Source organism: Ruegeria sp. BHSB196 (genome assembly GCF_059613135.1).
Genome location: NZ_JBXWRY010000005.1, coordinates 122,649 through 135,360 on the forward strand (window position 1 = coordinate 122,649; position 12,712 = coordinate 135,360).

The following is a 12,712-nucleotide window of genomic DNA, read 5'->3' on the forward strand; positions in this document are numbered from 1 at the left end:
CCGGACCCCTGGCCGGGTAACGGGGGCATTGACGATCGAAACGGAAGGGAGGCCGACCCGAATGACCAAGATCCTGACGACCCATGTCGGTTCGTTGCCGCGCACGCAGGACGTGGTGGATTTCATCTTTGCCCGCGAAAGGGACGAGCCCTTCGATCAGGCGGCCTTTGACGATTGCATGGCCGCGGCGGTGTCCGAAACGGTGCGGCGACAGGTCGAGGCGGGGATCGACATCGTGAGCGACGGCGAGACGTCGAAGATTTCCTACGCCACCTATGTCAAGGACCGCTACACCGGGTTCGCAGGCGACAGCCCCCGCAACGCGCCCGCCGATCTCAAGATGTTTCCGGGTTTTCTGAAACGGTTGGCGGATGAGGGCGGCACGCCGCAATACGCCCGGCCGATGTGCGTCGGCGAGGTAAAGTCAAAGGGCCAGGACGAACTGAACAAGGATATCCGGAACCTCAGGGCGGCCATGTCCGCCCACGGCGTCGAGCGGGGTTTCATGAACGCGGCCTCACCGGGGGTCATTTCGCTGTTTCTGCAGAATGACCACTACCCGACGCGCGAGGCTTACCTGGCGGCCCTGGCGGAGGCGATGAAGGAGGAATACGAAACCATCGTGGCCGCCGGCCTGGACCTGCAACTGGACTGCCCGGACCTTGCCCTGTCGCGGCACATGCTGTTCAGCGATCTGTCGGACGAAGAGTTCATCAAAATCGCCGATATGCATGTCGAGGCGCTGAACCACGCGCTGCGCGACGTGCCGCAAGACCGTGTGCGGGTGCATATCTGCTGGGGCAACTATGAAGGTCCGCATTGCTGCGACATTGCCATGGACCAGGTGTTTTCGACCCTCATGTCCACGAAATCGCGCTATGTCCTGTTCGAAACCTCGAACCCGCGCCATGCCCATGAATGGACGGTGTTCCGCGACCGGAAGGCCGAGATCCCCGCCGACAAGATCCTGGTGCCCGGCGTCGTCGATACCACCACGAATTTCGTGGAGCATCCCGACCTGGTGGCCCAAAGGGTCCAAAGGTTTGCCGACATCGTTGGACCGGACAGGGTGATCGCCGGTTCGGATTGCGGCTTTGGCACATTTGCGGGCTACGGCGCCGTCGATCCCGACATTGCCTATGCCAAGCTCGCCGCGCTGGCCGAGGGCGCCGCCAGGGTCCGATGACTCCGCTGGTGCTGCTTCCGGGGATGATGTGCGACGCGCGCCTGTTCGGGCCGCAAATCGCGGACCTGTCCGGTGAATACCCGATCATGACCGTTCCAATCGGGGGTCACGAAAGGATGCACGACCTGGCGGCCGAGGTCTTGCGACACGCGCCACCCCGATTTGCGCTTGCCGGGCTTTCGATGGGCGGCATCGTCGCGATGGAGATGCTGCGGCAGGCTCCGGACAGGATAAGTGGCATCGCGCTGCTGGACACCAACCCGCTGGCCGAGGCCGAGGACGTGCGGCAAAGGCGGGAACCCCAGATCGCCGCTGTCCGGTCTGGCCATTTGCGCCAGGTGATGCGCGAGGAGATGAAGCCGAATTACCTGACCGACGGCCCGCGGCGGCAGGGCATTCTGGACCTGTGCATGGACATGGCGATGGGGCTTGGCCCGCAGATCTTCGTGAACCAGTCCCGTGCCTTGATGACCCGGATCGACCAGTCGGATCGGCTGCGGACATTCGGCGGACCCGCCCTGGTACTTTGTGGCCGCGACGACATGCTCTGTCCCGTCTCAAGGCACGAAGGGATGCATGCGCTGCTTTCGGACAGCACCCTGGAAATCCTGGAAGACGCGGGGCATTTGCCCACGCTGGAGCAACCCGACCAAACAACGGCGGCGCTGCGCCGCTGGCTGGAGAGACTATGAACGATTCGCTGCTGAAAATCCTGGAAAACGTCGATACGCCAACGGTTTGCAACGCGATCGAGGTCGCTCAGGGCAAGCGCGGCTTTGATTGCTTTACGCGCGGGACGATGTGCGCGGCGATGCCCGAGGCTGGCCCGATCGTCGGCTATGCACGCACCGCAAGGATCGCCGCTGCCGCGCCGCCGACAGACCTGGCCGAGGTGATCCGCGCGCGGCGCATGGACTACTACCGGCACATGTCCACCGGCCCGCGCCCCGCCCTCGCCGTGGTGGAGGACATGGACCATCCGCATTGCGTCGGCGCGTTCTGGGGTGAAATCAACACCACGGTTCACAAAGGCTTTGGGTTGAGGGGGGCGTTGACCAACGGTGTCATGCGCGATCTTGGCGACCTGCCCGAAGGATTTCCCGTGATCGCCGGATCGGTCGGGCCATCTCACGCCTTCGTTCATGTGCGCGAGATCGGAACGCAGGTCAACATATTCGGCCTGGAGATTCACGACGGCGACCTGGTCCACGCCGACAGGCACGGCGCCTGCGTCATCCCGCCGTCGGTCGTGTCTGGGCTCGAAGCCGCGATCGGCCGATTGCTTGAGACGGAAAGGTTGATCCTGGAACCTGCCCGACGCGCCGGGTTCGACTTTGCGGCCTTCGAACGGGCCTGGGCCGAGTTCGAAAAGGCGCGGGTCTGAGAGGCGAACACCGGTGCGATAACAAAATAGGGGGTTGTGGACAGGCCAAACAGAAACTAGGTCAACTTGGGCGCAAGACTTTGACCCTGAGCATTTCCCGATGTAAGTAGCAATGCTTGTTGTATCCGAGGAAAGAACCAAGAAATGAGCAGGCGCCTCCTTGAACGTGCTCGCGGCAGGATCATGGACAACCTGTCCGCCTCGCTGCTTCTGCGCCTGTTGCGCGACAACCTGCGATCGCAGATCGGTCTGTACTCCGTCGCCGTGGTCGCGATGGTGTTCGTCGCCGCGACAAGCGCTGGTATCGCCTGGATCATGCGCGATGTCATCGACTCGATGTTTGACACCGAGAACAGGTCACAGATCTTTGCGGTCGCCCTGGGCGTGCTGGTCATCTTTCTGGTAAAGGGCATCTCGACCTATGTGCAGGTCGTTGCCCTCAGCCGGGCGGGCAACCGGATCGTCGCGCGGCAACAGATCAAGCTGTTCGACAAGCTTCTGCGGCAAGGCGTTTCCTTCTTCAACCTCACGGAAAGCTCCGACCTGCTGATGCGCGTCACCTATTGCGCTCAGGGTGCCCGCTCGGTGATCGACCTGATCGTGACGACGGCGGTTCGCGACACCCTGAGCCTCATCGGGCTTCTGGCCGTGATGGTTTATCAGCAGCCGACGCTGACGCTGTTTTCGCTGATCATCGGGCCTGCGGCGATCTATGGCATCCGGCTGCTTTTGCGCAAGGTGCGCGAGATCATGGAGGCCGAAATGAGTTCGATTTCCGAAATCATCAAGGTGATTCAGGAAACGTCCAAGGGCATCCGGGTCATCAAGACCTTCTCGCTCGAGGCCCGGATGGCGGAACGGATGCAATCCGCCGTGCGCCAGGTGGAAAAACGGGCAAATTCGATCGCACGACTGGAAGCAGTCACTAGTCCGTTGATGGATTTTCTGGCCGGCTTTGCGATCGCTTCGGTCATTTCGCTGAGCGCGGTCAGCCTTTTCGGATCAGCGGCTTCAACGCCCGGTCAGCTCATGTCCTTCATCACCGCGCTCATGATGGCCTATGAGCCGGCCAAGCGACTGTCTCGGGTGCGGGTCAGTTTAGAGTCTGGCATGGTCATGGTCCGCATGATGTTCAGCCTTCTGGACCAGCCCGAAACCCTGACCGAGCACGACAAGGCAAAGCCGCTGGTCGACGGGCCGGGCCGGATCGAATTCGAGAACGTCAATTTCGGTTATGGCGACGACAAGCTGGTTCTGAAGGATCTGAACCTCGTATTCGAAGAAGGAAAGACCACGGCCCTGGTCGGACCTTCGGGCGGCGGCAAGTCGTCGATTCTGAACCTCGCGCTTCGGCTTTACGATCCGCAGACCGGGCGCGTGACCATCGACGATCAGGACATCAAGACCGCGTCGTTCGAGTCGCTGCGCAGCAAGATTTCGTTTGTGGGCCAGGATACGTTCCTGTTCTCGGCGTCCGTTGCCGACAATATTCGCCTCGCCCGGCCCGAGGCCACGGACGAGGAGGTGATCGAAGCCGCCAAGAACGCCAATGCACACGGCTTCATCTCCGAGCTGCCTGATGGCTACGCCACCCCGGTCGGCGAGAACGGCGCTTTCCTGTCCGGGGGTCAGCGGCAGCGCCTGGCAATTGCGCGTGCGTTTTTGAGAGACAGTGAGATCCTGTTCCTGGACGAAGCCACGAGCGCGCTGGATTCGGCCTCGGAAGCACAGATTCAGGATGCGCTGAAACGGCTGACGAAGGACCGCACGACGGTGATCATCGCGCACCGGCTTTCGACCGTGCTCGAAGCCGACAAGATCATGGTGATCGTGGACGGCCAGGTTGCGGAAGAAGGCGACGTTGACTCCCTGCTCGACAACCAGGGCACGTTCCACTCGCTCTATACGCATCAGTTCAAGCAGGCCGCCGAGGCATGAGCCTCTGATGTCGCGCCCTTGACGAGGTCGGCCGGCGGGCATCACCACCCGGTTCGCAACGTCAGAGACCTGCGCCCTGCGGCAGGATTCACGCCGACAAACGCGGCAAGCGTTTGCAGGCAATTGCGGCTTTGCTATCGTCACGGCAGAGGGTCCGGGGAGGGGCGCCACGCTGCTGGATTATTCGCACAACTTGTTGCTGGTCGTTGCGTCACTGGCCATTGCGCTGATGGCCGGTTTCAGCGGGCTGTCTCTGACCCGTGGTGCTTCGACCTTGTCGATCGCGCATCGAAAGCTCATCGTCGTGATTGCCGCTGTCCTCCTTGGCGGCGGAATCTGGTCGATGCATTTCGTGGCGATGCTGGGCCTGCAACTGCCGATCGTGTTCTACTACGATGGGCTGATCACGCTGATTTCCGCCCTGATCGCCATTCTGATGGTCGGCTTGGCGCTGTTGATCCTTCACTTCCGACCCCGGACGCCGGTGACGCTCACGCTCGCGGGTACGATCGTCGCGTTCGGCATCGTGACGATGCACTATGTCGGGATGCTTGGGATGGAGCTTTGCCGACCCATTTTTTCCGTGGCCGGTGTGATCATTGCCATTCTGGCCGCGGTGGCCCTGTCCAATCTCGCAATCTGGGTGGCCTACGGGTCGCGGACCAAGGGCAATATCCTGATGGGGACGGTCTGTTTTGGGGTCTCGGTCTTCGCCATGCATTTCATTGCCATGGCAGGCACGAGCTTCGTTCAACTGGATGCGACCGGTGGGGCCGGTCCGGTCCTTTCCAATCAGACCCTGGCAATGGGCGTCACGGTTGCGACGTTCGTGATTTGCGGCACGTTTCTTCTGAGCGGGATTTCCTTCATCGGCTCGGTGCCGGAGCCCGCCGAACCGGTCAATGGTGAAACTGCGCCGAACGCCCAACCGCCCGAAATTGCGCCGGTCCCCTATGAAAAGGAGGGGCGAACGCAGTTTCTGGACCGCAAGGCCATTGCGGCCGTGCGGGCCGAGGGCCATTACACGATTCTCTACAGCGGCAGCGAAAAGCTGTTTTGCCCATGGTCGATTTCCGAGGCCGAGACGCGGCTGAGCCCGTCCCATTTCGTGCGGGCGCACCGCAGCTATCTGATCAACCCGGCCTTCGTGACCGAGTTCCGACGCACCAAGGATACAGGGGTTTGCTTTTTCGAAGGAGTTTCCGCGCTGAGCAAGGTTCCCGTCAGCCGCTCGCGGCTGCATGCGGTACGTGAGGCGCTTGGCGTTTGAAACGGTCCGGGCGGCCTGTCCGCCGATTTCGCATTTCGTGCGCGTAGTTCGCGTTTCGTGAAGCGGAGCGTGGTTTTCATGGCCATTCTTTTGGACTTCGCAGCATCGTCCTTCACATTTTTCCCAGGCGTGCAAGCCGCCGCAAGGGAGGAACATCATGATACCAGCCGGGTTCGAGTATCATCGGCCCACCGACATGGCGTCGGCGTTGGGACTGCTGCAAACACACGGAGATGAGGCGCGCGTTGTCGCCGGAGGACACAGCCTGATCCCGATGATGAAACTGCGCATGGCCGAAATCGGCCATCTGGTCGATCTGCAGGACATCAAGCAACTCAGAGGAGTCGAGATCGGTGATCGCGTCGTCACCCTGGGCGCGATGACGACGCAACACGAACTGATCGCGGATGACGCGCTTGCCGCGAAACTCCCGATCCTGCGCGAGGCGGCGCTACAGATCGCTGACCCCCAGGTTCGCTATGTTGGAACGGTTGGCGGGAATGTCGCCAACGGAGACCCCGGCAACGACATGCCGGGTCTCATGCAGTGTCTAGACGCAACCTATGAGCTTGCCGGTCCCGACGGAACGCGCTCGGTGGCGGCGCGCGCCTTTTACGAGGCGGCTTACTTCACCGCCCGCGAGGACAGCGAAATCCTGACCCGGATCACGATCCCCGTCCCGGTTGCCGGAACGGGGTATGCCTATGAAAAGCAGAAGCGCAAGATCGGAGACTATGCAACCGCCGCGGCGGCGGTGCTGGTGGGTCCGGGTGGTGCCTCGATCGCGATGACCAATCTATCGGATACGCCTGTATGGTCCGCGGCGGCCTCAGATGCTCTGGCCGCCGGCGATGTCGAGGGCGCGGTCACGGCGGCCCTGTCCGAGATCGACCCGCAGGAGGACATGCGCGGTCCGGTTGAGTTCAAGAAACACGTGGCGGGCATCATTCTGCGCCGCGCCATTGCACGCGCCCGCGATCGCGCCGCGTGAGGGAGGATATGATGAGCAAGATGCACGTGAAGCTGACGGTGAATGGCCAGGACGTGGAAGGACTGGCCGAGCCGCGGACGCTGTTGATCCACTTTCTGCGCGAAAACCTGAATATCACCGGGCCGCATATCGGCTGTGAAACCTCTCATTGCGGGGCGTGTACCGTGGACATGGACGGCAAGTCGGTCAAGTCCTGCACGGTCTTCGTGGGGCAGGCGATGGGGTCCGACATCACCACAGTCGAGGGCCTGGTCAACGAAGACGGCAGCCTGGGCGTCATTCAGGAGATGTTCCGCGAGCATCACGGTTTGCAATGCGGGTACTGCACGCCCGGCATGATCACGCGGGCGCACCGCCTGCTTCAGGAAAACCCCAACCCGTCCGAAGAAGAGGTACGCTTTGGCATGGCCGGAAACCTGTGCCGGTGCACCGGCTATCAGAACATCGTCAAGGCGATCATGGCGTCGGCCGACCAGCTGAACGCGCAGAAGGAGGCGGCAGAATGAACGACCAGACCCTGACCCCCGAAGAGCGCGCTGCCAATCTCAAGGGATTGGGAACCTCCCGCAAACGCGTCGAAGACGTGCGCTTTACCCAAGGCAAGGGCAATTACGTGGATGACATCAAGCTGGACGGGATGCTGTTCGGCGATTTCGTACGCTCGCCCTATGCCCATGCTCGCGTGACCGCGATCAACGCCGAGGAGGCGTTGAAGGTGCCCGGCGTTCTGGCGGTGATCACCGCCAAGGATCTCGAACCGCTCGGGTTGCACTGGATGCCCACTCTTGCAGGGGATAAGCAGATGGTGCTGGCCGACGGCAAGGTTCTGTTCCAGGGGCAGGAGGTTGCCTTTGTCGTGGCCACCGACCGTTACGCGGCCGCGGATGGCGTCGAGGCCGTCGAGGTCGAATACGAGGAACTGCCTGTCGTCGTCGATCCGTTCCAAGCGCTTGAAGACGGCGCGCCCGTATTGCGCGACGACCTGGAAGGTCAGACCGAAGGCGCGCACGGGCCGCGTCGCCATCACAACCACATCTTCACCTGGGAACAGGGCGACAAGGCCGCCACCGAGGCCGTTCTGGCCGAAGCCGACGTGGTTGCGGAAGAGATGATCTATTACCACCGCACCCATCCCAGCCCGTTGGAAACCTGCGGCTGCGTCGCCTCGATGGACAAGGTGACGGGCAAGCTGACCGTTTGGGGCACGTTTCAGGCGCCGCACGCGATCCGCACGGTGGTGTCGCTGATCTCGGGTATCGCCGAGCACAACATCCGCATCATCAGCCCCGATATCGGCGGCGGGTTCGGCAACAAGGTCGGGGCATATCCGGGCTATGTGTGTTCGGTCGTGGCCTCGATCGTGACCGGCAAGCCGGTGAAATGGGTCGAGGACCGGATGGAGAACCTGATGTCCACCGCCTTTGCCCGCGACTACTGGATGAAAGGCAAGATCGCCGCCACCAAGGACGGCAAGATCACCGGCCTCTGGTGTCACACCACGGCGGATCATGGCGGGTTCGATGCCTGCGCCGACCCGACCAAGTTCCCGGCCGGGTTCATGAATATCTGCACCGGGTCTTATGACATTCCCGTGGCCTATCTGGCCGTCGATGGCGTCTATACCAACAAGGCGCCCGGCGGCGTGGCCTATCGCTGTTCGTTCCGCGTCACCGAAGCCGCCTATTTCATCGAGCGGATGATCGAGGTGCTGGCGATCAAGCTGGACATGGACGCCGCCGAGTTGCGGCGGATCAACTTCATTGGAAAGGACCAGTTCCCGTATCACTCGGCCCTGGGTTGGGAATACGATTCGGGCGACTATCACACCGCCTGGGACAAGGCGCTGAAGGCCGTGGATTATGAAGGCCTGCGCGCCGAACAGGCGCGGCGGTTGGAGGACTTCAGGGCCGGCAAGACCCGCAAGCTCATGGGCATCGGGCTCACGCATTTCACCGAGATCGTGGGCGCCGGGCCGGTCAAGAACTGCGACATTCTTGGGCTCGGCATGTTCGACAGCTGCGAAATCCGCATCCATCCGACAGGATCGGCCATTGCCCGGCTTGGCACGATCAGTCAGGGGCAGGGCCACGCGACGACCTTTGCTCAGATCATCGCGTCCGAGATTGGCATTCCTGCCGATGACATCACGCTGGAAGAGGGCGACACCGATACCGCGCCCTACGGTCTTGGCACCTACGGGTCACGTTCGACACCGGTGGCGGGGGCCGCAACGGCGATGGCAGGACGAAAGATCCGGGCCAAGGCGCAGATGATCGCGGCCTACCTGCTCGAAGTTCATGACGACGATGTGGAATTCGACGTGGACCGGTTCGTTGTCAAGGGCGCGCCCGAGCGTTTCAAGACCATGAAGGAGATAGCCTTTGCCGCCTACAACCAGGCCATTCCCGGAATCGAACCCGGTCTGGAGGCGGTCAGCTACTATGATCCGCCGAACATGACCTATCCCTTCGGTGCCTATGTCTGCGTCGTGGACGTGGATGTGGACACGGGCGAAGTGGACATCCGCCGGTTCTACGCGCTCGACGACTGCGGAACCCGGATCAATCCGATGATCATCGAAGGGCAGATCCATGGTGGACTGACCGAGGCTCTGGCCATCGCAATGGGGCAGGAGATCGCCTATGACGAAATGGGCAATCACAAGACGGCGACGCTGATGGATTTCTTCATCCCCACCGCTTGGGAAACACCGTCCTACGAAACCGACTGGACCACGACGCCCAGCCCGCATCACCCGATCGGCGCCAAGGGCGTTGGCGAAAGCCCGAATGTCGGCGGCGTACCGTGCCTTTCGAACGCGGTGCACGACGCGTTTCGGCCCTTTGGTCTGACCCAGAGCCACATGCCGCACGATCACTGGCGGATCTGGAAGACGGCCCGCGATCTGGGTCTGCACGGTTGATCGGAACAGGCGGCGTCCGCAGGGGTGCCGCCTCGACCCACTTCGGGAGAAAGCACCGTTGACTCATCAACAGTTGCAGGCATCGCTGGCGGACAAGGGATATGTCGCGGACGCGGCCCTTGCCATGTCCTTGCACCTTGCCCGGTCTCTGGGTCGTCCCCTGCTTCTGGAAGGGCCGGCGGGGGTTGGCAAGACCGAGGTCGCCAAGGCATTGTCCGAAGTGTTGAGCACGCGGTTGATCCGGTTGCAGTGCTACGAAGGGCTCGACACCTCACATGCCATCTATGAATGGAACTACCAGAGGCAATTGCTGGCCATTCGCGCCGACAACGCCTCGGAGGAAGATCTGTTTTCCGACAGGTTCCTGCTCAAACGCCCGCTTCTGGAGGCCATTTCGCAGGACCCGTCCCCGGTTCTGCTGATCGACGAAATCGACCGGGCGGATGAGGAGTTCGAAGCCTACCTTCTCGAGATCCTGTCGGATTTTCAGATCACGATCCCCGAAATCGGCACGATCAAGGCCAGATCCCGTCCTCTGGTGATCCTGACCGCGAACGGCACCCGGGATCTGTCGGATGCTCTGCGGCGGCGGTGTCTCTATTCCTACGTGGATTACCCGGACCGCGATACGGAGCTTGCGATTCTGAACAGGAGGGCGCCAGACCTGGAGCCGCGCCTTGCGGCCCAGATCGTCGAAGCGGTGCAGGCACTCCGGCGAGAGGATCTCGAAAAGAAACCGGGCATTGCCGAAATGCTCGACTGGTCGGCAGCCCTGTCCGGGCTGGGAATCAACGATCTGTCGGATGATCGCGCCGCGGTTCAGGCGACGCTGGTGTGCCTGCTCAAGACTGCGGCTGACCGCGACGCAGTGCCGCCGGAGGTGTTGGACCGCATCATCGGAAGGGTTGCGTGATGGCCGTCACCCGTTTTCCGTCGCGGGCCGAAGGGGTTGCCGACAGGATGTCGGGCTTCATGTCGCATCTGCGCATGAACGGTCTCAGGCTTGGGCCGGGCGAAACTCTTGATGCCCTGGCGGCGCTGACCCATGTGACCGCGACCGACCCGGCCGAGGCGCGGCTGGCACTGAAATCGCTGCTTGTCCCGGATGCCGACACCTGGACCCGGTTCGACGATCTGTTCGATGCCTATTGGTTCAACACCGGGAAACAGGCGACTTGCGCCACCAGCCCCCATGTCCGAACCCAGTCCGCCCGGCTTTCGCTCTGGCAGCCGCATCTGGGCGGCGATGGGGAGCACGCTGTCAGCCAAAGCACGGAATTGACGCCCGACGGCGGCGAAAGCGAGGCCGAAGGCGTCGAGGGCCGCCTGATCGCGACGCGGACGGAAAACCTGCGCAAACGGGATCTGCGCGAACTGATGGACGAGGCGTCGCTGCGGGCGGCGGAACAGGCTGCGCGCAATCTCGCCCGCGCGATCCGGGACCGTCGGTCGCGGCGGAGGAAACGGGCGGCAAAGGGGAACCGCCTGGACTTGCGCCGCATTCAAAGGGCGAGCCTTGCACGGGGCGGAGAGCCGATCGACCTGTTTCGCAGTGCCCGGCCCGAACGCCCCATGCGGATTGTGGCGATTTGTGATGTCAGCGGGTCGATGGCCGTTTACGCCCGCGTCTTTCTGGCCTTTGTCAAAGGGCTGATCGATGTCGATACGACTGCCGACGCCTACCTGTTTCATACACGGCTCATTCGGATCACCGCGGCGCTGCGCGACCACGACACACTGAGAGCGGCCGGGCGGTTGAGCCTGATGGCGCAGGGCTTCGGCGGGGGGACCGACATCGGCGGGTCGCTGGCCGCGTTCTGTGACCGCTACGCGGCCCATGCTCTGGGCGGGCGAACGGCCGTGTTGATCCTGAGCGACGGGTATTGCACCGGCGCGCCGGAACGTCTGGCCGAAAGCCTGAAGCGGATCCGGCGCAAGGCGCGCCGCATCGTCTGGCTCAACCCGCTTTTGGGGTGGAAGGACTATGCTCCGGTTGCCGCCGGCATGGAGGCCGCTCTGCCCTATCTCGACGCGCATCTGCCCGCAAACACCATCGACGCGCTTGCGGCGCTCGAGCCGGAATTCGCCAAGCTCTAGGGAAGGCTCATGGACAAGTTCGACATCTTCGACACGATCTCCGACCTGCGCAAGACGGGGCTGCCGTTCTGCGTGGCCACGGTCGTTCGGACGGCGGACGTGACTTCGGCCAAGGCCGGTGCAAAGGCCGCCGTGACCGAAGCGGGAGAGATCCTCGGCCATCTCGGCGGGGCCTGCGTCCAGCGCGCGGTCCGCGCGGCCGGAGCCGAGGCCATTCGCACGGGCCAGACGAGGCTGATACGGGTGAAACCGGCCGACACGGTGGTGACGCTGACCGACGAGGACGGAACCCAGGTCTACAAGAGCGGCTGCCCATCGGGCGGGACCGTGGATCTGCTGATCGAGCCCTATGAATTGCCGCCGATGCTGGTCGTTTTCGGCAATACTCCGATCAGCCGGGCGCTCGCCGCGCATGGGCGGCTTGCCGGCTATCGGGTGGCGGTGTCGAGCGATGTGGGAATTGCGGAAGCCAGCGCGCGGTTCGACGGCACCGACATTTCGCAACTGGGGATCGGCCCGCGCGACTTCGTCGTGGTGGCAAGCCAGGGCGCGCAGGATCTCGACTCGCTGCGGGCCGCCATCGAAAGCCCGGCGCATCGGGTTTCCATGGTCGCGTCGCGGCGCAAAGCCGATGTTCTGACCGCTCGACTGGCGGCACAGGGTGTTCCGGCGGACAGGATCGCACGCCTGAAATCGCCGGCGGGGCTGGACCTCAAGGGGATCGATCCGCACGAGATCGCGCTTTCGATCCTGGCCGAGATCGTCCTGTGGCGGAACGCCGACGCGCGGGCGGGCGGCACGGCCGATGAGAGTGAAAACAGCGCCTGGGTAAAAAGATCCAAGGCCATGCTTCCCAAAGCAACGACAGGAGCAGACCCCCATGGAACTGAGTGACGAAATCCGTATCGCCGCGCCCAAAGAGG

General features: G+C 62.8%; 11 protein-coding genes. All 11 read left to right on the forward strand.

Annotated features, from left to right (window positions below; translation table 11 throughout):
* The first annotated feature begins 61 nt into the window (after window positions 1-61).
* Complete coding sequence (locus tag AC2FNJ_RS05340; protein WP_496763038.1) at window positions 62-1,186, forward strand: cobalamin-independent methionine synthase II family protein; 1,125 nt, start codon at window positions 62-64, stop codon at window positions 1,184-1,186.
* A complete protein-coding gene (locus AC2FNJ_RS05345; RefSeq protein ID WP_496763039.1) occupies window positions 1,183-1,878 on the forward strand; it encodes an alpha/beta fold hydrolase in 696 nt (231 codons plus the stop codon). The genes AC2FNJ_RS05340 and AC2FNJ_RS05345 overlap by 4 nt, the downstream gene beginning before the upstream one ends.
* Window positions 1,875-2,570 carry an RraA family protein gene (locus AC2FNJ_RS05350; RefSeq protein WP_496763041.1) on the forward strand — a complete coding sequence of 232 codons (696 nt, stop codon included), beginning with the start codon at window positions 1,875-1,877 and terminating at the stop codon, window positions 2,568-2,570. The genes AC2FNJ_RS05345 and AC2FNJ_RS05350 overlap by 4 nt, the downstream gene beginning before the upstream one ends.
* A 144-nt stretch (window positions 2,571-2,714) precedes the next feature.
* Entirely contained in the window at window positions 2,715-4,508 is a 1,794-nt protein-coding gene (locus tag AC2FNJ_RS05355) for an ABC transporter ATP-binding protein (RefSeq protein ID WP_496763043.1), read from the forward strand.
* A 193-nt stretch (window positions 4,509-4,701) separates the two neighbouring features.
* The gene (locus AC2FNJ_RS05360) at window positions 4,702-5,778 is read left to right on the forward strand and encodes an MHYT domain-containing protein (RefSeq protein WP_496763045.1); all 1,077 of its coding nucleotides are present in this window, start codon (window positions 4,702-4,704) and stop codon (window positions 5,776-5,778) included.
* A 157-nt stretch (window positions 5,779-5,935) separates the two neighbouring features.
* Window positions 5,936-6,769 carry an FAD binding domain-containing protein gene (locus AC2FNJ_RS05365; RefSeq protein ID WP_496763046.1) on the forward strand — a complete coding sequence of 278 codons (834 nt, stop codon included), beginning with the start codon at window positions 5,936-5,938 and terminating at the stop codon, window positions 6,767-6,769.
* A gap of 8 nt (window positions 6,770-6,777) precedes the next feature.
* Window positions 6,778-7,275 carry a (2Fe-2S)-binding protein gene (locus AC2FNJ_RS05370; RefSeq protein WP_496763047.1) on the forward strand — a complete coding sequence of 166 codons (498 nt, stop codon included), beginning with the start codon at window positions 6,778-6,780 and terminating at the stop codon, window positions 7,273-7,275.
* The gene (locus tag AC2FNJ_RS05375) at window positions 7,272-9,692 is read left to right on the forward strand and encodes an aerobic carbon-monoxide dehydrogenase large subunit (protein WP_496763049.1); all 2,421 of its coding nucleotides are present in this window, start codon (window positions 7,272-7,274) and stop codon (window positions 9,690-9,692) included. Before AC2FNJ_RS05370 ends, AC2FNJ_RS05375 begins: the two co-directional genes overlap by 4 nt.
* Window positions 9,693-9,750: 58 nt before the next feature.
* The gene (locus AC2FNJ_RS05380) at window positions 9,751-10,605 is read left to right on the forward strand and encodes an AAA family ATPase (protein ID WP_496763050.1); all 855 of its coding nucleotides are present in this window, start codon (window positions 9,751-9,753) and stop codon (window positions 10,603-10,605) included.
* Entirely contained in the window at window positions 10,605-11,789 is a 1,185-nt protein-coding gene (locus AC2FNJ_RS05385) for a vWA domain-containing protein (protein WP_496763051.1), read from the forward strand. Before AC2FNJ_RS05380 ends, AC2FNJ_RS05385 begins: the two co-directional genes overlap by 1 nt.
* Window positions 11,790-11,798: 9 nt before the next feature.
* On the forward strand, window positions 11,799-12,683 hold the full coding sequence (locus tag AC2FNJ_RS05390; RefSeq protein WP_496763053.1) for an XdhC family protein: 885 nt from the start codon (window positions 11,799-11,801) through the stop codon (window positions 12,681-12,683).
* The last annotated feature ends 29 nt before the right edge of the window (window positions 12,684-12,712 follow it).

What these genes read in the sequence shown, in the direction of transcription:
- AC2FNJ_RS05365 (WP_496763046.1), top strand. Translation starts at nt 5,936, where the DNA reads ATGATACCAGCCGGGTTCGAGTATCATCGGCCCACCGACATGGCGTCG.
- AC2FNJ_RS05340 (WP_496763038.1), top strand. Translation starts at nt 62, where the DNA reads ATGACCAAGATCCTGACGACCCATGTCGGTTCGTTGCCGCGCACGCAG.
- AC2FNJ_RS05370 (WP_496763047.1), top strand. Translation starts at nt 6,778, where the DNA reads ATGATGAGCAAGATGCACGTGAAGCTGACGGTGAATGGCCAGGACGTG.
- AC2FNJ_RS05355 (WP_496763043.1), top strand. Translation starts at nt 2,715, where the DNA reads ATGAGCAGGCGCCTCCTTGAACGTGCTCGCGGCAGGATCATGGACAAC.
- AC2FNJ_RS05345 (WP_496763039.1), top strand. Translation starts at nt 1,183, where the DNA reads ATGACTCCGCTGGTGCTGCTTCCGGGGATGATGTGCGACGCGCGCCTG.
- AC2FNJ_RS05390 (WP_496763053.1), top strand. Translation starts at nt 11,799, where the DNA reads ATGGACAAGTTCGACATCTTCGACACGATCTCCGACCTGCGCAAGACG.
- AC2FNJ_RS05350 (WP_496763041.1), top strand. Translation starts at nt 1,875, where the DNA reads ATGAACGATTCGCTGCTGAAAATCCTGGAAAACGTCGATACGCCAACG.
- AC2FNJ_RS05375 (WP_496763049.1), top strand. Translation starts at nt 7,272, where the DNA reads ATGAACGACCAGACCCTGACCCCCGAAGAGCGCGCTGCCAATCTCAAG.
- AC2FNJ_RS05385 (WP_496763051.1), top strand. Translation starts at nt 10,605, where the DNA reads ATGGCCGTCACCCGTTTTCCGTCGCGGGCCGAAGGGGTTGCCGACAGG.